The following is a 17,973-nucleotide window of genomic DNA, read 5'->3' as shown; positions in this document are numbered from 1 at the left end:
GGCAAATCGGTCGTCGCCGCCACCGGCCTCGGCAAATGCGGCTAACGCCACGCCACGCTGAGTCGGAAATCTTTTCTCCTTTCCATCCGGCAAACGCGATACTGTCTTGGGTTGGCTGACCAACCGAAACTGGGAGGGTAAATGAGCGCCTATCGAACCGTGGTGGTCGGGACCGACGGCTCGGATTCGTCGTTCCGCGCGGTGGACCGGGCAGCGCAGATCGCGGGGGACGACGCAAAGCTGATCATCGCGTCGGCGTACCTGCCCCAACACGAGGACACCCGGGCCGCCGACGCACTGCGGGACGAGAGCTACAAGGTGTCCGGGACCGCGCCGATTTACGCGATCCTGCAGGACGCCAAGGAGCGGGCGCATAACGCCGGCGCCAAGAACGTGGAAGACCGATCGATCGTCGGCGCGCCGGTCGACGCGCTGGTCAAGCTGGCCGAGGACGAAAAAGCCGACCTGTTGGTCGTAGGCAACGTCGGCCTGAGCACGATCGCGGGACGGCTGCTGGGCTCGGTGCCGGCCAACGTCTCGCGTCGCGCCAAGGTCGACGTGCTGATCGTGCACACGACGTAGTCCGAGGCATACCAGCCGGGAACTACCAGGCGCGCTCGCGCCATTCGCGCAGGTGCGGGCGCTCCGCTCCCAACACGGTGTCGTCGCCGTGGCAGGGGTAGATGACGGTGGGGTCGTCGTACACGTCGAACACCCGGGTGGTGACGTCGTCGAGCAGCTGAGTGAAGTCCGCGAGGGTGGCTACGGCGACCCGTTCATCCCGTTCAGGCCGAGCAGCAGCCCGCCGGCGCCGCCAGTGCCGGAGGCGCCGATAGACCCGCCCGGGCCGAGCCCGCCGTTGCCGCCGTTACCGCCGTTGCCGATCAACACGGCGTCGCCGCCATGACCGCCTTTACCGCCGCTCGTCCCAGGGGCGTCGCCGCCGGTGCCGCCGTCGCCGCCGTTGCCGATCAGTCCGGCCTTGCCTCCGGTGCCGCCGTCGCCGCCAAACACGTTGGCGCCCCCGCCGATGCCGCCCGCGCCACCGTTGCCCGCGAGGAGGCCGGCGATGCCGCCGGTCCCACCGGCCCCGCCGCTGGTGCCTCCGAACCCGCCGGTGCCCCCGCCCCCGCCGGCGCCGAAGAGCAAGCCGGCGTGGCCCCCGGTCCCACCCGAACCGCCGCCGGTGCCGCCCACCCCACCGGTGCCGCCTGCGCCGCCGTCACCGAAGAGCCCGACGGCGTTGCCGCCGGCACCGCCGGGTCCCCCGCTGGTGTTCCCGGCGCCGCCGGTGCCGCCGGTGCCGGCTGCACCGTAGAGGAACCCGGCGTCGCCGCCCTTTCCGCCGAACCCGCCGGCAGTGCCGCCTTGCCCGCCGCTGCCCCCGGCGCCGGCCGAGCCGCCGAGCAGGCCGCCGGCGCCTCCGGCGCCACCGTCGCCGCCGCTGGTGCCGCCGGTTTTGCCGCCGTCCCCGCCCGCGCCGCCGTTTCCGAACAGCCCGCCGGAACCACCGTTGCCGCCATGTCCACCGGAGATGCCCGTCGCCGAGTTGCCGCCCGTGCCGCCGGCCCCGCCGGTGCCGAACAGCCCGGCGACGCCCCCCGTCCCGCCGGCCCCGCCCGCGCCGTTGAGGAGTGAGTTCCCGCCCGTGCCGCCGGCGCCGCCGGCGCCGAATAACAGCCCGCCGGCCCCGCCGGTCCCGCCGGTCCCGCCAGTGTTATTGGACGAAAACCCGCCGACGCCGCCGGCTCCGCCGGTGCCGAACAGCCCCGCCGCCCCACCGTTGCCGCCGTTTTGCCCCGGCAGGGCGCCCCCGGCAGCACCCGACCCGCCGGCTCCGCCGTTACCGAGCAACCACCCGCCGGGTGCGCCATTTTGGCCGGTTCCGGCGACCCCGTTCGCGCCGTTGCCGATCAGCGGCCGCCCGGTCAGCGTCAGGAACGGCGCATTGATTGCGTTGAGCAGGTCCTGCAGGGGCGTCGTGGCGGCGGCCTCAGCACTCGCATACGAGCCCGCACCCGAGGTCAGGGCGCCCACAAATCCGTCATAAAACGCCGCCGCTTGCGCACTGAGCGCCTGATATTCCTGGCCTTGTGCCGAAAACAGCGCCGCGATGGTCGCCGACACCTCATCGCCGGCCGCGGCCGCCACCCCCGTCGTCTGGGTCGCCGCCGCGGCGTGGGCGGCGCTGAGCGCCGATTCGATACCGGCCAAATCCGTTGCCGCCGCAGTCATCATCTGGGGCGCCGCGATCACGAATGACATCCCGCACCTCCAAGCAAACGAGGACAACCCAAGCCGGGTTGCGGGCGACCGTGATCGGATCGTATACCCAAATCGTCCAGCATCAACATGCTTCTACGGCTGACCCTTCCGGCAGTGGTTACCGGGTTGGTAGCCCGACGGATTACCAGCCGCGTTCGCGCCATTCGCGCAGGTGGGGCCGCTCGGCGCCCAACACCGTGTCGTCCCCGTGGCCCGGGTAGATGACGGTGGAGTCGTCGTACACGTCGAACACCCGGGTGGTGACGTCGTCGAGCAGCTGGGCGAAATCTCCGGGCTGCCACGTCTTGCCGACGCCGCCGGGGAAAAGGCAGTCCCCGGTGAACAATTGGGTGACCCCGCCGGTCGCGGGCCCGTCGAGGGCCAGCGCGATCGAGCCGGGAGTGTGCCCGCGCAGGTGGATGACGTCGAAGCTCAGCTCGCCGATCCGCACGGTGTCGCCGCCCGCCAGCAAACGGTCCGGCCGGACTGGTAGCGGCTCGGAGTCGATCTCGGTGGCGGCGGTCGGGGCGCCGGTGGCCTTCGCGACGGCCTCGAGCGCCTGCCAGTGATCGAAGTGCTGATGGCTGGTCACGATCAGCGACACCTTCGGCGCGTACCGGCGGATGAGGGTGATCAGGACGTCGGCGTCGTTGGCCGCGTCGATCAGCAGGGTTTCGCCGGTCGCGGAACACGTCACCAGATACGCGTTGTTGTCCGTCGGGCCGACCGACGCCTTTAGAATCGTGGCGCCGGGTAGGGTCCGGCGGGCCGCGGTACCAGGGTCGACGTGTCCGGTGTAGTTGTCGCTTGGCTCAACCGAGACGGTCATAGCGGCCACGTTACTGGTCATACGTTGCTTGTCGGCACCGGCACATAGCATGGAATGCGCCGTGCGCATCAACGGCTACAGCACGTGAAGATTCGTTGATAGTTCCTGAAAGAAGGCAGCGTGGCTGACCGACTGATCGTCAAGGGCGCCCGCGAACACAACCTGCGTGGCGTCGACCTCGACCTGCCGCGCGACTCGTTGATCGTGTTCACCGGGCTGTCCGGGTCGGGCAAGTCGTCGCTGGCGTTCGACACCATCTTCGCCGAGGGCCAGCGCCGCTACGTCGAGTCGCTGTCGGCCTATGCCCGCCAGTTCCTTGGGCAGATGGACAAGCCGGACGTCGACTTCATCGAGGGTCTGTCCCCGGCGGTGTCCATCGACCAGAAGTCGACCAACCGCAACCCGCGGTCGACCGTCGGAACCATCACCGAGGTCTATGACTACCTGCGGCTGCTCTACGCCCGCGCGGGCACGCCGCACTGCCCGGTCTGCGGTGAGCGCATCGCCCGCCAGACGCCCCAGCAAATCGTCGACCAGGTGCTGGTGATGCCGGAGGGCACCCGGTTCCAGGTACTCGCGCCCGTGGTGCGCACCCGCAAGGGCGAGTTCGCCGACCTGTTCGAGAAGCTCAACGCGCAGGGGTACAGCCGGGTTCGGGTCGACGGCGTGGTGCATTCGCTGACCGATCCGCCGAAGCTGAAGAAGCAGGAAAAGCACGACATCGAGGTCGTGGTCGACCGGCTGACGGTCAAGGCCAGCGCCAAGCAGCGGCTCACCGACTCGGTGGAAACCGCGCTGAACCTGGCCGACGGCATCGTGGTGCTGGAATTCGTCGACCACGAGCACGACGCGCACAACCGCGAACAGCGGTTCTCCGAGAAGCTGGCCTGCCCCAACGGGCACGCGCTGGCCGTTGACGACCTGGAACCGCGGTCGTTCTCGTTCAACTCGCCCTACGGCGCCTGCCCCGAGTGCACCGGCCTGGGTATCCGCAAGGAGGTCGACCCCGACCTGGTGGTGCCCGACCCGGAGCGCACGCTGGCCGAGGGCGCGGTAGCGCCCTGGTCGACGGGGCACACCGCGGAGTACTTCACCCGGATGATGGCAGGGCTCGGCGAGGAGCTGGGCTTCGACGTCGACACGCCGTGGCGCAGGCTGCCGGCCAAGGCGCGAAAGGCCATCCTCGAGGGATCCGACCACCAGGTGCACGTGCGGTACCGCAACCGGTACGGGCGCACCCGCTCTTACTACGCCGATTTCGAGGGCGTGCTGGCATTCCTGCAACGCAAGATGGCGCAGACCGAATCCGAGCAGATGAAGGAGCGCTACGAGGGCTTCATGCGTGACGTGCCCTGCCCGGTCTGCGAGGGCACCCGGCTCAAGCCGGAGATCCTGGCCGTCACGCTGGCCGCCGGACGGCACGGCAAGAAGTCCATCGCCGAGGTGTCCGAGCTGTCGATCTCGGACTGCTCGGACTTCCTGAACGCGCTCACCCTCGGGGCGCGCGAACAGGCGATCGCCGGGCAGGTGCTCAAGGAAATCCAGTCGCGCCTCGGGTTTTTGCTCGACGTCGGGCTGGACTACCTGTCGCTGTCGCGCGCGGCGGCCACGCTGTCCGGCGGTGAGGCCCAGCGCATCCGGCTCGCCACCCAGATCGGGTCCGGCCTGGTCGGCGTGCTCTACGTGCTCGACGAGCCGTCCATCGGGCTGCACCAGCGCGACAACCGCCGGCTCATCGAAACCCTCACCCGCCTAAGGGATTTGGGCAATACGCTGATCGTCGTCGAGCACGACGAGGACACCATCGCGCACGCCGACTGGATCGTCGACATCGGCCCGAGGGCCGGCGAGCATGGCGGCCAGATCGTGCACAGCGGCACCTACAGCGAGCTGCTCGCCAACAAGGACTCGATCACCGGCGCCTACCTGTCCGGCAAGGAAAAGATCGAGATCCCCGCCATCCGGCGGCCCGTCAATCACAAGCGCCAGCTCACGGTCGTCGGCGCGCGCGAACACAACCTGCGCGGCATCGACGTGTCGTTCCCGCTCGGCGTGCTGACCGCGGTGACGGGCGTGTCGGGCTCGGGCAAGTCGACCTTGGTGAACGACATCCTGGCCGCGGTGCTGGCCAACCGGCTCAACGGCGCCCGGCAGGTCCCGGGTCGCCACACCCGGGTCACCGGGCTGGACCACCTGGACAAGCTGGTGCGGGTGGACCAGTCGCCGATCGGCCGCACGCCGCGGTCCAATCCGGCCACCTACACCGGGGTGTTCGACAAGATTCGCACCCTGTTCGCGGCCACCACGGAGGCCAAGGTCCGTGGCTATCAGCCCGGCCGATTCTCGTTCAACGTCAAGGGCGGTCGCTGCGAGGCGTGCACCGGCGACGGCACCATCAAGATCGAGATGAACTTCCTGCCCGACGTGTACGTGCCGTGCGAGGTCTGCCACGGCGCCCGCTACAACCGGGAGACCCTGGAGGTGCACTACAAGGGCAAGACGATCTCCGAAGTGCTGGACATGTCGATCGAGGAAGCCGCCGAGTTCTTCGAACCGATCAGCGGCATCCACCGGTATCTGCGCACGCTCGTCGACGTCGGGCTGGGCTATGTCCGGCTCGGCCAGCCCGCGCCGACGCTGTCCGGTGGCGAGGCGCAGCGCGTCAAGCTGGCCGCGGAATTGCAGAAGCGCTCGACCGGCCGGACCATCTACATCCTCGACGAGCCCACGACCGGGCTGCATTTCGACGACATCCGCAAGCTGCTGAGCGTCATCAACGGCCTTGTGGACAAGGGCAATACGGTCATCGTCATCGAACACAACCTGGACGTCATCAAGACGTCGGACTGGATCGTCGACATGGGCCCCGAGGGTGGCGCCGAGGGCGGAACCGTTGTCGCCGAAGGCGCCCCGGAGGACATCGCCGCGGTGCCGGAAAGCTACACGGGCAAGTTCCTGGCCGACGTCGTCGGCAGCCCCGCCCCGCCGCGGCGCTCGAGCGGGCGCCGCAAGGTCACCGCCTGAGCCGTCGCGACACTTAAACGTCGCACGCGACACGCCGAAAAGCATCGCTGCCGTTTAAGTTTCGCGGAGACCGGCGGCACCGGCCTTCGACAGCGGTGACGGGAAGCGGGGGCTGATCCGCACGCCGTCCAGCCACGCGGTCAGCGCGTCGGCGCGGCGCTGCAGGGCACGCCGCCCGTCGCGGCCGGGGTCCTCGAGGAGCTGCAGCCGCACGCGGGCGCCGTCGTCCTGATACCACCCGCCCACTACGCGGCCGTTCCACCACGCCGTGGGGCCGGCGTTGCCGTTGCGGTCGAAAACCTGGGCGCGGTGCTCGCCGAGGTACCAATCGCGCTGAAACCAGCCCATTGTGGTGACGTCCAGGCCGGGCAGCAGCGCACCCCACGGCGGCGCGTCGGGCTCCGGATCCAGGTCGTCGGGCAGCAGCCAGCCCGCACCGCCGCCGTGCAGGTCGACTTCCACCGCACCGACGTCGGCCAGGGCCTGTCGCGCCGCGGTCAGCGTGCTGCCGAACCACCACTTGATGTCGGCGACGGTCGCCGGCCCGAAGGTCGCCAGCCAGCGGCGGGTCAGCTCCGCCCGGGATTGCCGGTCCGGTGTCGGGTCGCCCAGGCCGCCGAGCCAGTGCGCGGCGGTGGCCCAGCGCGGCCGCGACGTGGTCCAGGCGCCGTCGTTCGGCCCGCGCACGATCTCGCCGCCCGCCGACAGCACCGTCAGCACGCGCGGACCCAGCGGAACCTCGCCGCCCCAACGCTTTCCGGGCGCCGGGTCGTATGTTCCGGCCAGCTCGGGTAGCGCGGCCCGCAATTCGGTGCTGCTGGCCGGGCCGTGGTCACCGAGGTGGCGCACCACCGCGGAGCATGCGGCGTCGAGCCAGCGGTCGCCGTCGGCGGCCACCCCGGCCTTGCGCACATCGGCGGCCAGCCCGCGACGTTCGTTGTCGGCGACCCGGTCGCTGGCGGCCGCCTGAATCGTCGTCAGGTCCTCGCTCATCACCAGCCACAGCGTGCGGCGCATCGCGAGATGCCTGACAGCGGAGCGCTTCTCGTACAGCTGTGCCTCGAGGTCGGCGGTCGCGAAACCCGGCGAGCGCGCCCACAGCGACAGGTAGGGCGTGGCGGGATCGGTCGCGTGCAGGCCGACCAGCCCACCGATCACCCGGGTTATCGGCGGTGTGTCGTTCGCCGCAAGGAAATGCCTGCGCGCCAGGCGGTTACGCCGCTCGTCGACGGTGAGCGCATGCACCTCAACGCTCGTCGGAGCGCATCGACTCCCGGATCTGCGCCAGCCGCTCGGCGGCGGCGCGCTGGCGCTCGTCGTATTGCTCCTCGACCGAGCGGCCCTCGGCCGTGTCGGCGTCGAGTTCCGCCGCGCCCTCTGCCGTCGCGTACCGGGATTCGATCTTTTCGCGAACGGATTCGAAAGTCGGCACGCCGGCGCTGTCGTACCCGGGGTCGGGTTGGGAGACTGTCGGTTCGTCGGGCATGCCGCAACGCTACTGCGCCTGGCGGTCCAAATAGCGCACCATCTGCTCCCAATACACCAGCGTCAGGGCCATCTGCACCGCGGTGGCGATCGCGGCGGGTCTCGCCCGACGGCGGCGGGCGGCGACGACGGCGCCCACCGCGGACGCGGACGTCACGGCGCTGACGAGCATCGCCGCGTCCCGGGGCCGACGGCTGATCCACAGTTCCTCGCCCAGCATCGCGCGGGTCGACCAGGCGCTTTCGTCCGCCGGCTTGCCGAAGACGACCGGGTTGACGGCGAACCACAGCGCGACCCACGCCGCGTGGCTCCAGCGCCGCGTCCACACGGGCAGGAACGTCAGCGGAGTGGTCGCCCAGCGCGTCCAGGCGCTCCACGGGTTGCAGTGTCGGGCGAAAATGGCACGCCGCACCCGCGCCACGGTCGGCTGGCCGGTCACCACATCGAGTCTGCCGGACGGCCGGGTTTTCGCGGCGAACCACCCGCAGTTGCTTGCTTAAAAGCGGTCAGTTACCGAGGAATCGGCTGGCGAAGGAAAGCGTCTCGTCGCTGAAATTCGGCGTCTTCGGTGCCGCCGCGCGCGGAGCCCAAATCAACGAATCCCACGAAAGCCGGCGCAAAGCGCAGGCGATTCCCACGGATGGCGGCAGCAAACCCGCGACCTCGCGGCCGTGGCCGCGCAGGGAATCCACAGGTAGAAGCCCTCACGGCCGTCCGGTTGAATCATCTGCGTGTGGAGGGGCCGGGATGCGTTAAGCGAAGGTCACCGCCGCTCGGGAAGCGGCCAGGGCCGGGGGGTGGGGCCACGATTGGCTCGCCGTGGGCCGGCGAACCGATCGCCGGGGCGCCCACCAACGAGGCCACACCGCGTCTTCGAGCGCAAACTCTCGGCTCGTTGCCGATTACTGATCGGTAACGCTAATGGTTTGGCCACGACAAACGATGCTCAAGAGAAGAAATACCGTTGGTTATTTGTCGTGCGCAATTTTTAGGAAATAATTCGAGGCGCGCCGACGAAAATAGTCCGGTTGTCATGGTTAAGAAGCGAAGGGATACCAATGGAAGCGGCTCAGCTCACCAGTGAGGCGACTGACGGCTCGTGGTTGGAACGTGGGGCGGGCTGGCGCGATCAGGCGACCGGCTGTTGGATCGCCGCGTCGACGCCGGAGGCGGAGCCCGAACTCTGGGACCAATACCTGGACGGTGCGCTTCGCAGCTATCGCCGGCATGGGCTGGAATGGGTGCTTGATCTGGACGCGGTTCGCGCCGGCGCCGACACGACGCTATTTTTCGCCGCGGTGGATCCGGCGGGTCGGGTGGTCGGCGGTACGCGCGTCGTGGGACCCCTGCGTGAGCCGGAGGACTCCCACGCGCTTGAGGAGTGGAGCGGCAGCCCAGGGCGGCCCGTGCTGCGCCATATGATCGCCAACCGGATCCCCTTCGGCGTGGTGGAGGTCAAAAGCGCCTGGACGGACTCCCGCGATTACGGCGGTCGCGCGCTGTCCAGGGTGCTGGCGCGCACCGCGCTGCCGATGATGACAATGCTGGGCGTCCAGTTCGTCATGGCAACCGCGGCGGCTCACGTGCTGGAGCAGTGGCGATCCTCCGGGGGCGTCGTGGCCTCCCGGATACCGGCGGCCGCCTATCCCAACGAGGACTACCGCACCAAAGTGATGTGGTGGGACCGGCGCACCATTGCGACGCACGCCGAACCTGAACAATTCAAGCTGATGTGCGCCGAAAACTCCGAAATTCTCGGTCGTATCTCGGCTTAGGAGAAATCGGGTCGATCCGGAGGTGTCATGCGAACCGTCACCGCCGATGGCGATCCCATTGGCGGCAATTACCGTTTGCATAACAGCGGCTCCCCGGCGATGACACGGAAATCGCGAGCGCACCTTTGAACGGCCCCTCGCGGGCCAGCCGATTAGGGTCGAGCCGTGTCTACCACTGAGCGTCCCGTGCGTGACGTCGCCGCGTTGCCGCTGGCCCCCAAAAACCCGCTTCCGTATCGCGAACGTCTCAGGGCCATCAGGGAATTTCATGTCGGCACGAACAGGCTTCGTGATGCCGGCGGACCCGTGACCCGCGTCACTCTGGGACCGAGTTGGCTGATCCCGCCGATCGTGTTGGCGACGTCCCCGCAAGGCATCCGCGACATCGTCAGCGTGCGAGACGGCTCCATCGACAAGACCAGCACGGTGGCCACCGAGCTTCGCAGGCTGCTCGGCGGGAACCTGTTCGTGTTGCCCCACAGCGAATGGTTGCCGCGCCGACGCACGCTGCAGCCGGTGTTCACCCGTCAGCGTGTCCGCCAGTTCGGCGGACACATGGCCGAGGCCGCGGAGACGGTGTGTGCCACGTGGCGGGAGGGCGCCGAGATCGACCTGGACGCGCAGTGCCGCACCCTGACCTTGCGGGCGCTGGGCCGCTCGGTTCTGGGTCTCGATCTCGACGAGCGATCCGATGCGATCGCCGAGCCACTGCGGGTGGCGACGAGCTACGCCGTGCGGCGTGCCCTGCGACCGCTGCGCGCACCGGAGTGGATGCCCACGCCGGCGCGCCGCCGCGCCCGGGCGGCGGCCCGTGCGATTCGGGAGCTTGCAGACGAGATCCTGCAACAGTGCCGCGCCGACGCGGGAAGGGAGGCGCCGCTGGTGCATGCGCTTATCGCCGCCACCGATCCGGAAACGGGTCAGTCGTTGTCGGACAACGAGATCCGCGACGAAATGATCATCTTCCTGTTCGCCGGCCACGACACGACGGCGACGACGCTGACCTACGCGCTGTGGGCGCTGGGTCGCCATCCCGACCTGCAGGGGCGCGTCGCGGCGGAAGTCGCCGGGCTTCCAGACCGCCGGCTCACCCCCGATGACGTTGCGCGGCTTGGTTTCACGGTCCAGGTTCTGCAGGAGGCGTTGCGGTTGTGCCCGCCCGGCCCGACCGGAACCCGGATGGCGACACGCGATGTCGAAGTCGCGGGTTACCGCGTAAAAGCGGGCACCATGCTGGCGTTCGGAAGAATGGCGGTACAGACCGATCCGAACCTGTGGGACGACCCGCTGCGATTCGATCCGGACCGATTCAGTCCCGACCGCGACAAGGGCCGCGACCGTTGGCAATACATGCCGTTCGGCGGGGGGCCGCGCTCATGCATCGGAGATCACTTCGCGATGCTGGAGGCCACACTTGCGTTGGCCACCATCGTTCGCCGGGTCGAAATCGAGTCTCTGGCAGATGATTTCCCGCTGGCCGTGCCCTTCACCATGGTTGCGGCGGCTCCGATCATGGCCAGGATAAGACGCCGTCAGTGACCCGCCCCGAGGATGCCGGCCGGGTCGGGTGCCGCCGCTTCCGGGCGAATGGAATCATTGCGGCTATGGCTTCTCGACACACGCGATTTCGGTTCTTCTACCGGGTCGGCTTCACGCCGTGGGAGGGACATGCGATCGGGCAGGGTCTGCGAAACCTGATCGAGGGCACCCCTGACACCCCAGGGCTGGCCCCAGGATCGGCCGTTGACCTCGGATGCGGCACCGGGGATTGCGCGATCTACCTCGCTCAACACGGCTGGAAGGTCACCGGGGTCGACTATGTCGAAAAGCCGCTCGAAAAGGCGCGCGCCAAGGCCGGAGCCGCCGACGTCTCGGTCGACTTCGCCCGCGCCGACGTCACCCAGTTGAGCCAGTCCGGGATCGGCACGGGTTTCCAGTTGATCGTCGACAACGGCTGCATCCACAACATGAGTGGCGCCGATCGTGAGGCATACGTCCGAGAGGTCAGTGCCGTGGCGGCACCCGATGCGCGGCTGTACATCGTCGCGTTCCCGCCCGGCGGGAGGTTCGGCGTGCCCGGCATCGATCACGCCGAGATGGAACGACGATTCGCCGCCGGCTGGACGCTGTTATCCGCCGGTGAGGAGCGGGAGCTCGACGACAAGACCCCGACGTACTACTACCTGTTTCAACGGCGCCCCTAGGCGCCGGCCAGCTTCCCGCGGCCGGCGTCGGAGAAGTCCATCGGAATGACCCGCCTGGCGAGGAGTGACTCCATCGCCGCGCCGTCGAGCGGGCGGGACAGCAGAAAGCCTTGCGCCCGATAGCAACCCAGGTCGAGCAACGTCCTGGCCGCAGCAACCGTCTCTACCCCTTCGGCCACAACCTCAAGCCCGAACGCGTCGGCCAGCGCCAGTGTCGACCGCACGATGGCCAAATCACCGGCGTTGGTATCGACATTGCGGACGAACCCCTTGTCGATCTTGAGCGCATCGACGGGAAGGGATTTCAGATAGGTCAGCACACTGTAACCGGTGCCGAAGTCGTCGATGGCGATCTGTACGCCGATGTCCTTCAATCCGAACAGGGTTTTGCGGGTGGCGTCGATGTCCTCGACCACGACGCTTTCCGTGATCTCCAGGCACACCATGCTGGGATCGAGGCCGAACTCCTCGAGTGTCGTCGCGACCGTGTGCACGATGCCGTCCGTGACGAGCTGCACTGGCGACACGTTGATCCGGAGCACCGCGCCGTGCCCGACGCCGCGGGATTGCCAGAGCCCAAACTGCCTGCACGCCGAACGGATCACGAGCCGGCCGAGTTTTGCGCCGAGGTTGATCGATTCCACCACCTGGATGAACGAATCGGGCATCAACAGTCCAAGAGTTGGGTGTTGCCAACGGATTAGCGCCTCGGTCCCGAGGATCTCGCCGGTGCGCATGTCGAACTCCGGCAGGTAATGGAGCACCAGGGGATCGCTGTCGCTGTCGATCATCCCTTCCAGGTGCAGCTCGATGTCATTGCGGATCGTGTCCGTCCTGGACATGTCCGGATTGAAGGTTGCCACCTTGTTGCCGCCGGAACTTTTGGCCGACCGGGTGGCCTGATCGACTCGGCGGAGCAGATCGGAAGTGGTTTCGGATCCGGGCACGCCCGCGGCGACGCCGATACTCGCGGTGCGACTGAGCAACTCGCCGTCGATTACGACGCGCTGATGAAGTCGAGTATGTAGCGATTGAGCGAACGCTTCGGCCGCTTCGACGTCCATCGATGCGGTCGGCACGACGACGAACTCGTCACCGCCGAAGCGGGCGATGACCGAGGGAACGTCGGCAGCCTCGCGCAGTAGCTCGGCGAAGGCCACGATGAACCGGTCGCCGGCCTGTTGACCGAGACGTTCGTTGATGACCTTGAAGCGGTCCAGGGCGAGGAAGATCACCGAGACCGCGCCGCCGTTTTTCTCGGCCAGCCGCTTGTCGAGGTACGCGATCAGCGCCCTGCGGTTCAGCAGTCCGGTGAGGTCGTCGTGCTCGGCAAGGTAATGGATTTGCTCTTCGGCGACGATGCGGGCCTGCAGCTGAGCGAAAAGCGCGGCGATCGCCTGCAGCGCGTTGAGCTCTTCCGGCAGCCACTCGCGGTCGCCCACCTTGCCGAAGGCGAGGGTGCCCGTCGTGACATCGCCGGACAGCAGCGGCACGGCGGCTAGGGAGACGGCACCCCACCCGGTGCCCTCGTCGATGTTGCGCTGGTAGTCCTGGTTTGCGGCCTCGGGACGCACCACCTCGGGAACCTTGAGGTTTTCGGCCCTGGTGAAGACCGAATCGGCATCGGCGAAATACACCACGCCGATCGGGTCCGGGTCGGCGTTGCGTGCCGGCCACTCGGCGACGAGGACCGTGGCACGGATCGTGTGATCGTTGTGGCGCAGGAAGCTGAAGTCCACGCCCAGGTCGCTGACCAAATTTTTGAGCACCCGTTGGCTGATCGCGGCGGAGTCCCCCCCGGTGGCTGCCATCAACTCGGCGGCCGCAGCGGTGACCAGATGGTCCAATGTGCCGGACATTGCCCCTACCGTAGCTGCATCGGGTGCGCGGGGACGGCATTGCATAGCGTGTCTATCAATGATTCGCTCAACTCAGCACCCGAGCCCGGTCAATGCTGCGGCGGCTCGGCACCGATGCCTTGGGCGCGGCCCCAAGCCGGAGCACCAGCACGATGGATTCGTCGGCGGGTATTTCGACCAGGCCTCGGAACTCGTGCTGCAACTCGGTTAGCTCGTCGGCGAACCGGGGTGACAGCTCCTCGAAGTCGGCTCTGCCGTTGGCGTACAGGAACACCGGCGACACCGGCTGAACGCACAGCCCGTGCTGCTGGGCGGTGATCCAGATCAGCTCGACGGCCGCGCCACCCTTGGCGTAGTCGCGAAGGGCGTGTCCGGGCACACTGACGACGGCCAGTGCCGAACTCGCCATTATCCGGTCGCGGGTGTCCTCGCCCAGCGCGCTGCCCGCGTCCCATTGCGCCAGGTGCGCCATGACATCCGGGCGGCGCAGGATTTCGAGGACCGCCAGGTCGCCGGCATCGAGTTCGAGGCTGCGCACCTCGATGCCGGTGTCCGGGTCGGGGTCGCCGGGCCAGCGCAGTTCGGAGATCATCTCTCGGTGCAGGTGCGGGGTCAGGTAGCGGGTGCGGTCGGACGTCGCGAGAATCCTTGCCGCATCGGTGATGTCGCCCCTGTCGGTGATCAGGGTCAGCCGCGCGCCTTCGCTGCCCGCCGCGGCGGTGAGCGCCTCGATGGTGGCGGTACCCAACGGCTGGGGGCTGCCATGGTGTCGATTGGTGGAGCGTTCGAACATGGGTTGATAGAGGGCGGCCAGGCGGGGATCGCTTCCATCGGTCAACGTCAGGGTGGCGCGCAACGGCGATCCGTCAACGTCTTCGGTGAGGGTGACCGGCCCAAGGACATGGTGTGCCGCCGCGGCGATTCTGGCGTTGAAGAGGGCTGCGCCGAGCGCGACGGCGCTGCCGCGAAATCCGACGTCCATGGTCGAAGTGTGTTGGACGGCAATGTCGATCGTGACTTCGGCGGGTCCGGCTTGGACAAGCCAGGGCTGCACGTTTCCCCCGGAAGGCGCGCGGATCGCGGCGGCGGCGATGACGCCGGGTATGCCGGGCAGTTCCGGCACGTCGTGATGTTCCGCCGGTGCGGGTCTGTGCCGGGCCATGTCGGGCTCGTCGAGTTGATTGAGCGCCCAGCTGATATCGATGCGAGTGCGGCCCGAGCGAAGTTCCTCGCCGAGCCCGATTCTGCGCACGGCCTCCGCCAACGCCGACGCACCCAGCACGACATCCGACGCCAGTTGCGGCCACGTCGACACCGTGCGGTCGATCTCGACCAGCGAGGCGGCAGTCCGAGGCGAAAGCTGTTCTGCCTCAAGGTGACGCAAGATATGCGGAACCTTTTCGCGGCTGCTCATGCCGGGCAGCAACGCGATGTCGAGGTCCCCGAGCAGACCGTGCAGAATCGGGCGCTCGGGCTCTCGATCGAAACGCTCCACATCGACCAGGCCGCGATCACTGGTAGCCATCAACACCGGGATGCGGCGGGCGCGGGCGCCTTCACGCAGAACGGCCTTCATGTCGAGCGAATCGCATTCTTCGACCACAATGTCGAGGCCCTCCACGAAGGCGTCGACGGTATCGAACGTGAGTCCCGCGCTAACGACCTCTACCGGCAGGTAGGGGTCGAGCTCGGCGATCCTGCGCGCGGCCACACACGCTTTGTGGACGCCGATGTCGAACACGGTGGCGGGCACCCGGTTCAGGTTCGACAGTTCCAGGTGGTCGAAGTCGGCCAGCCGCAGGCCGCCGCACAAGCCCTGCGCGGCCAGGGTGTGCGCGATCACGTGGCCGACGCTGAGGCCGGCCACGCCGATCCGCAGCCGACCGAGCTTTTCCTGTTCGGTTGGGGTGATGTTGTTGCGGTTGCGGTCCAGGCGTACGGCGCGGTACCCGCGCGGGCCGAGCACCGCCACGACCGCGCGCCGCCAGGGGTAGTAAGCCCATCGGACTCGTTCGGACAGGAGCTCGGCAGGCGGGGGCGGCCGAAGCGCGCGCAGGTTGGCCAGCTGGGTATCGCGCTGGTCGATGAACTCCACGGTGGCGTCTGCTCTGAGCCGCTCTAACACCAAACTGTCGTCGGGGTCCTCGGGATCGAGAATCTGCGCGGTATAAGCGGTTACGTCGAGCTCATCCATGGTGTTTCGTGTATAGCACCTGGCCGACGGCTCGGCCGCCCAGACGTTGCGCTAACGCGAAAATGTGACGTCCCCGATAGGGCGGTTCAGGACCGGCGCTCGCTACCAAGCGACGATGTTCCCGTCTCGGGGGTCGGGTTCCTCGACGAACAGGCCGTGCCGGATCAGGCTGGTTACCGAGGCGTCCCAGCGTCGCAGCTCGGTCTCACCGAAGAACGATCTGCCTAGGTAGAGCTCGATGTACGGATGCAGAATGACGGCGCCGACGCGCAGGATAACGACGTTGATCGCCGCCCAATCCGGGTCGAGGTCTGGTTGTGTGTTGCCGTGCGCCATGAAATGTTCGCGCTGGGCCTCACTGATACCGAGAAGACCGGCGAAGATGACCGACCCGAACGCGCCGCCCTCGGCGAGCGCGCGTCCGAGGTAGGTCATTACATCGGAACGTTCGGCCATGAATGCGGTCAGTCGGCGTCCGGCTTCATGCAGCGCGTCGGGCGACTCGGGTAGGGCTGTCGACTCCAGTGCCTGATTGAGCACCTGCAGCACGTACTGATCGACGGCAGCGGTCAGCGCGGCCTTGGTGTGGAAGTGGTGCTGCACCAGCCCGATCGAGACCTCCGCGGTCTCGGCGACCGCGCGCAGCGACGTGGAGGCGATCCCGCGAACCGCAAAACAGCTCAGCGCGGCGTCGCGAATCCGCTCCTTGGCCGATGGCTCGGGCGGATGGGGCGGGTTAACGGAAAACAGTCGGGGAGGTCCCACGGCCGGACAATATACCGATATGGCACGGCGATACGGCGTTATCGGATTGCCTCTATTTGCCGACGCCGCTGGAACGCTGAGCCGGAACCACCACCTGAGCGGGCAATGACGACGGCGGGGACGCGGGGGGCAGGGCCGTGAGTGGGGCCCTCGGGGCGCCCAGCCGGCCGGCCAGCCACGGCAGCGCGGCGGCGAAGGCCCGGCCCGCGAACGGCCAGTCGTGCCTGCCCGGCTGGGGGAGGACCGCGCAGTCGATGCCGTTGGCGCGGCCGAGCGCGCACAGCGAGTAGGCGGCCGCCGCCTGATTACCAGGATTGGCCGCGGCGTCGCGACTCACGAGACGCATTGCGCCGGAGTCGGTTACGGTCACGTCCTGGCGTGGCGCCGGCGGGCCGTCCGAGGAGATCACGAACCGGCCGGCCACGTCACGGTAGCGGCCGTGGCGGCTGATCACGGTGCTCGGGTCGAAAGCCGCCCAGGCCTCGGCATTTCCGCCGAACAGCCGCGCGATGCTCTGCGCCTTGTTGCCGGCGTTCGGGAAGAAATCACCCGCGACGTCGACGAACGCGCTGAACATCTCGGGATGCATCACGGCCAGGTCCACCGCGCACGTCCCGCCCATCGACCAGCCGGTGATGCCCCAGTTGGACCGGTCGGGACTCACGCCGAACTTCGAAATAATATATGGGACAACGTCTTTGGTCAGGTGATCGGCGGCGTTGCCGCGGGCTCCGTTGACGCATTCGGTGTCGTTGTTGAAGGCCCCTCCGGAGTCGACGAACACCAACACCGGCGCCTTCCCGCCGTGGGCCGCCGCGAAGTCGTCGATCGTCCTGACCGCGTTGCCCGCGCGCGTCCAGTCCGCGGGCGTGTTGAACTGTCCGCCGATCATCATCACCGTCGGCAGCGCGGGCGGCGGGCTACTGGTAAACCACTCGGGCGGCAGGTACACGAGTTCGCCGCGGTGCTTGAAATGCGAGGCGTCCGAAGGGATCACCACCGGCACCACGCTGCCGTGCGGTGGACGGGCCCGTTTGGCGGCCATCGCGGTGACGGTGGCCGGATCGGTCTGGTCGGGCAGCGGACCGGCGGTGAGCTGGCTCCACGCCGCCTGCACGGTCGGGAAGTAGCCAACCCACGCGTTGAGCACCAGCGCCGCGCAGAGCAGGCACGACGGCACCGCAAGTAGCGTCGCCCCACGCCGCCACGGCCGCGCGCTGCGCCAGCCCACAACCAGCACTGCCGTAGCCGCGCCGGCCAACGCGATCCAGACCCACAGCGCCGACGGCGCCGGCTCGTCGGACAGGCCTCGGTCGACGATGTACCAGTGCGTCAGATACGCCGCGGCACCGCCGACCGCGCCCGCCACTGGCAGCCACACCGCCCGCCAGCGACGCGATCGCCAGCCCACCGCCAGCGTGAGCACGACGGCGGTGCCGATCTGGATCGTCGCGGGTATCCAGCCGTGCATCAGGGAGGTGAAATTACCGGCCAGCTGCGCCGTGGCGAGGGGCGTCGGGGCGGTCACGTGCTTCAGTGTGAGCCATCGTTAACACCTCCGGAACATTTTCAC

At 68.2% G+C, this 17,973-nt stretch carries 13 protein-coding genes and 2 pseudogenes; 5 read left to right on the top strand and 10 right to left on the bottom strand.

Going from position 1 to position 17,973, the window contains the following annotated elements; translation table 11 throughout:
• Window positions 1–141: 141 nt before the first annotated feature.
• Window positions 142–582 (top strand): universal stress protein, encoded by a 441-nt coding sequence (locus tag AC5Y2S_RS28695; protein WP_068107190.1) that lies wholly within the window; start codon window positions 142–144, stop codon window positions 580–582.
• Window positions 583–604: 22 nt separating this feature from the next.
• Here the strand turns inward: AC5Y2S_RS28695 and AC5Y2S_RS28690 are convergent.
• From AC5Y2S_RS28690 to AC5Y2S_RS28680, 3 genes and pseudogenes are all read right to left on the bottom strand, one after another.
• Window positions 605–751, bottom strand: a pseudogene (locus AC5Y2S_RS28690) (hydrolase); the annotation flags it as partial.
• A 23-nt stretch (window positions 752–774) separates the two neighbouring features.
• Window positions 775–2,265, bottom strand: a pseudogene (locus tag AC5Y2S_RS28685) (PE family protein); the annotation flags it as partial.
• 142 nt (window positions 2,266–2,407) lie between these two features.
• Window positions 2,408–3,094 carry an MBL fold metallo-hydrolase gene (locus tag AC5Y2S_RS28680; RefSeq protein WP_499959992.1) on the bottom strand — a complete coding sequence of 229 codons (687 nt, stop codon included), beginning with the start codon at window positions 3,092–3,094 and terminating at the stop codon, window positions 2,408–2,410.
• Between the two features lie 120 nt (window positions 3,095–3,214).
• On the opposite strand from AC5Y2S_RS28680, the gene uvrA reads away from it, so the two are divergent.
• Window positions 3,215–6,118, top strand: coding sequence for an excinuclease ABC subunit UvrA (uvrA, locus tag AC5Y2S_RS28675; protein ID WP_499959990.1), 2,904 nt, complete (start codon window positions 3,215–3,217; stop codon window positions 6,116–6,118).
• Window positions 6,119–6,172: 54 nt separating this feature from the next.
• On the opposite strand, the gene AC5Y2S_RS28670 is transcribed toward uvrA, so the two are convergent.
• The 3 genes from AC5Y2S_RS28670 to AC5Y2S_RS28660 are packed head-to-tail and all read right to left on the bottom strand — an operon-like array spanning window position 6,173 to window position 8,042.
• Entirely contained in the window at window positions 6,173–7,363 is a 1,191-nt protein-coding gene (locus AC5Y2S_RS28670) for a winged helix DNA-binding domain-containing protein (protein ID WP_499959988.1), read from the bottom strand.
• Between the two features lies 1 nt (window position 7,364).
• Entirely contained in the window at window positions 7,365–7,604 is a 240-nt protein-coding gene (locus AC5Y2S_RS28665; RefSeq protein WP_499959986.1) for a PspA/IM30 family protein, read from the bottom strand.
• 9 nt (window positions 7,605–7,613) lie between these two features.
• On the bottom strand, window positions 7,614–8,042 hold the full coding sequence (locus tag AC5Y2S_RS28660; RefSeq protein WP_499959984.1) for a DUF6653 family protein: 429 nt from the start codon (window positions 8,040–8,042) through the stop codon (window positions 7,614–7,616).
• 619 nt (window positions 8,043–8,661) lie between these two features.
• Here AC5Y2S_RS28660 and AC5Y2S_RS28655 point away from each other — a divergent pair.
• The 3 genes from AC5Y2S_RS28655 to AC5Y2S_RS28645 all read left to right on the top strand — a co-directional run bounded on the left by AC5Y2S_RS28655 (window position 8,662) and on the right by AC5Y2S_RS28645 (window position 11,582).
• Window positions 8,662–9,378, top strand: a complete 717-nt coding sequence (locus AC5Y2S_RS28655; RefSeq protein WP_499959982.1) for a hypothetical protein — start codon at window positions 8,662–8,664, stop codon at window positions 9,376–9,378.
• Between the two features lie 165 nt (window positions 9,379–9,543).
• A complete protein-coding gene (locus AC5Y2S_RS28650) occupies window positions 9,544–10,917 on the top strand; it encodes a cytochrome P450 (protein WP_499959980.1) in 1,374 nt (457 codons plus the stop codon).
• 65 nt (window positions 10,918–10,982) lie between these two features.
• On the top strand, window positions 10,983–11,582 hold the full coding sequence (locus AC5Y2S_RS28645; protein WP_499959978.1) for a class I SAM-dependent methyltransferase: 600 nt from the start codon (window positions 10,983–10,985) through the stop codon (window positions 11,580–11,582).
• Here AC5Y2S_RS28645 and AC5Y2S_RS28640 read toward each other — a convergent pair.
• From AC5Y2S_RS28640 to AC5Y2S_RS28625, 4 genes are all read right to left on the bottom strand, one after another.
• Window positions 11,579–13,441, bottom strand: coding sequence for a putative bifunctional diguanylate cyclase/phosphodiesterase (locus AC5Y2S_RS28640; protein WP_499959975.1), 1,863 nt, complete (start codon window positions 13,439–13,441; stop codon window positions 11,579–11,581). The two genes, AC5Y2S_RS28645 and AC5Y2S_RS28640, sit on opposite strands and share 4 nt — an antisense overlap.
• A gap of 67 nt (window positions 13,442–13,508) precedes the next feature.
• Window positions 13,509–15,635, bottom strand: coding sequence for an Rv1355c family protein (locus AC5Y2S_RS28635; protein WP_499959972.1), 2,127 nt, complete (start codon window positions 15,633–15,635; stop codon window positions 13,509–13,511).
• Window positions 15,636–15,737: 102 nt separating this feature from the next.
• Window positions 15,738–16,400 carry a TetR/AcrR family transcriptional regulator gene (locus AC5Y2S_RS28630; RefSeq protein WP_499959968.1) on the bottom strand — a complete coding sequence of 221 codons (663 nt, stop codon included), beginning with the start codon at window positions 16,398–16,400 and terminating at the stop codon, window positions 15,738–15,740.
• A 52-nt stretch (window positions 16,401–16,452) separates the two neighbouring features.
• A complete protein-coding gene (locus tag AC5Y2S_RS28625) occupies window positions 16,453–17,871 on the bottom strand; it encodes an alpha/beta hydrolase (RefSeq protein ID WP_499960018.1) in 1,419 nt (472 codons plus the stop codon).
• Between the last annotated feature and the right edge of the window lie 102 nt (window positions 17,872–17,973).

The organism is Mycobacterium sp. NGS69 (assembly GCF_059812165.1).
This window is presented reverse-complemented; position numbering and strand designations above follow the sequence as displayed.

Coding starts and splice junctions, on each gene's coding strand:
- AC5Y2S_RS28695 (WP_068107190.1), top strand. CDS start 142: ATGAGCGCCTATCGAACCGTGGTGGTCGGGACCGACGGCTCGGATTCG.
- AC5Y2S_RS28680 (WP_499959992.1), bottom strand. CDS start 3,094: ATGACCGTCTCGGTTGAGCCAAGCGACAACTACACCGGACACGTCGAC.
- AC5Y2S_RS28665 (WP_499959986.1), bottom strand. CDS start 7,604: ATGCCCGACGAACCGACAGTCTCCCAACCCGACCCCGGGTACGACAGC.
- AC5Y2S_RS28655 (WP_499959982.1), top strand. CDS start 8,662: ATGGAAGCGGCTCAGCTCACCAGTGAGGCGACTGACGGCTCGTGGTTG.
- AC5Y2S_RS28645 (WP_499959978.1), top strand. CDS start 10,983: ATGGCTTCTCGACACACGCGATTTCGGTTCTTCTACCGGGTCGGCTTC.
- AC5Y2S_RS28640 (WP_499959975.1), bottom strand. CDS start 13,441: ATGTCCGGCACATTGGACCATCTGGTCACCGCTGCGGCCGCCGAGTTG.
- AC5Y2S_RS28635 (WP_499959972.1), bottom strand. CDS start 15,635: ATGGATGAGCTCGACGTAACCGCTTATACCGCGCAGATTCTCGATCCC.
- AC5Y2S_RS28625 (WP_499960018.1), bottom strand. CDS start 17,871: ATGCACGGCTGGATACCCGCGACGATCCAGATCGGCACCGCCGTCGTG.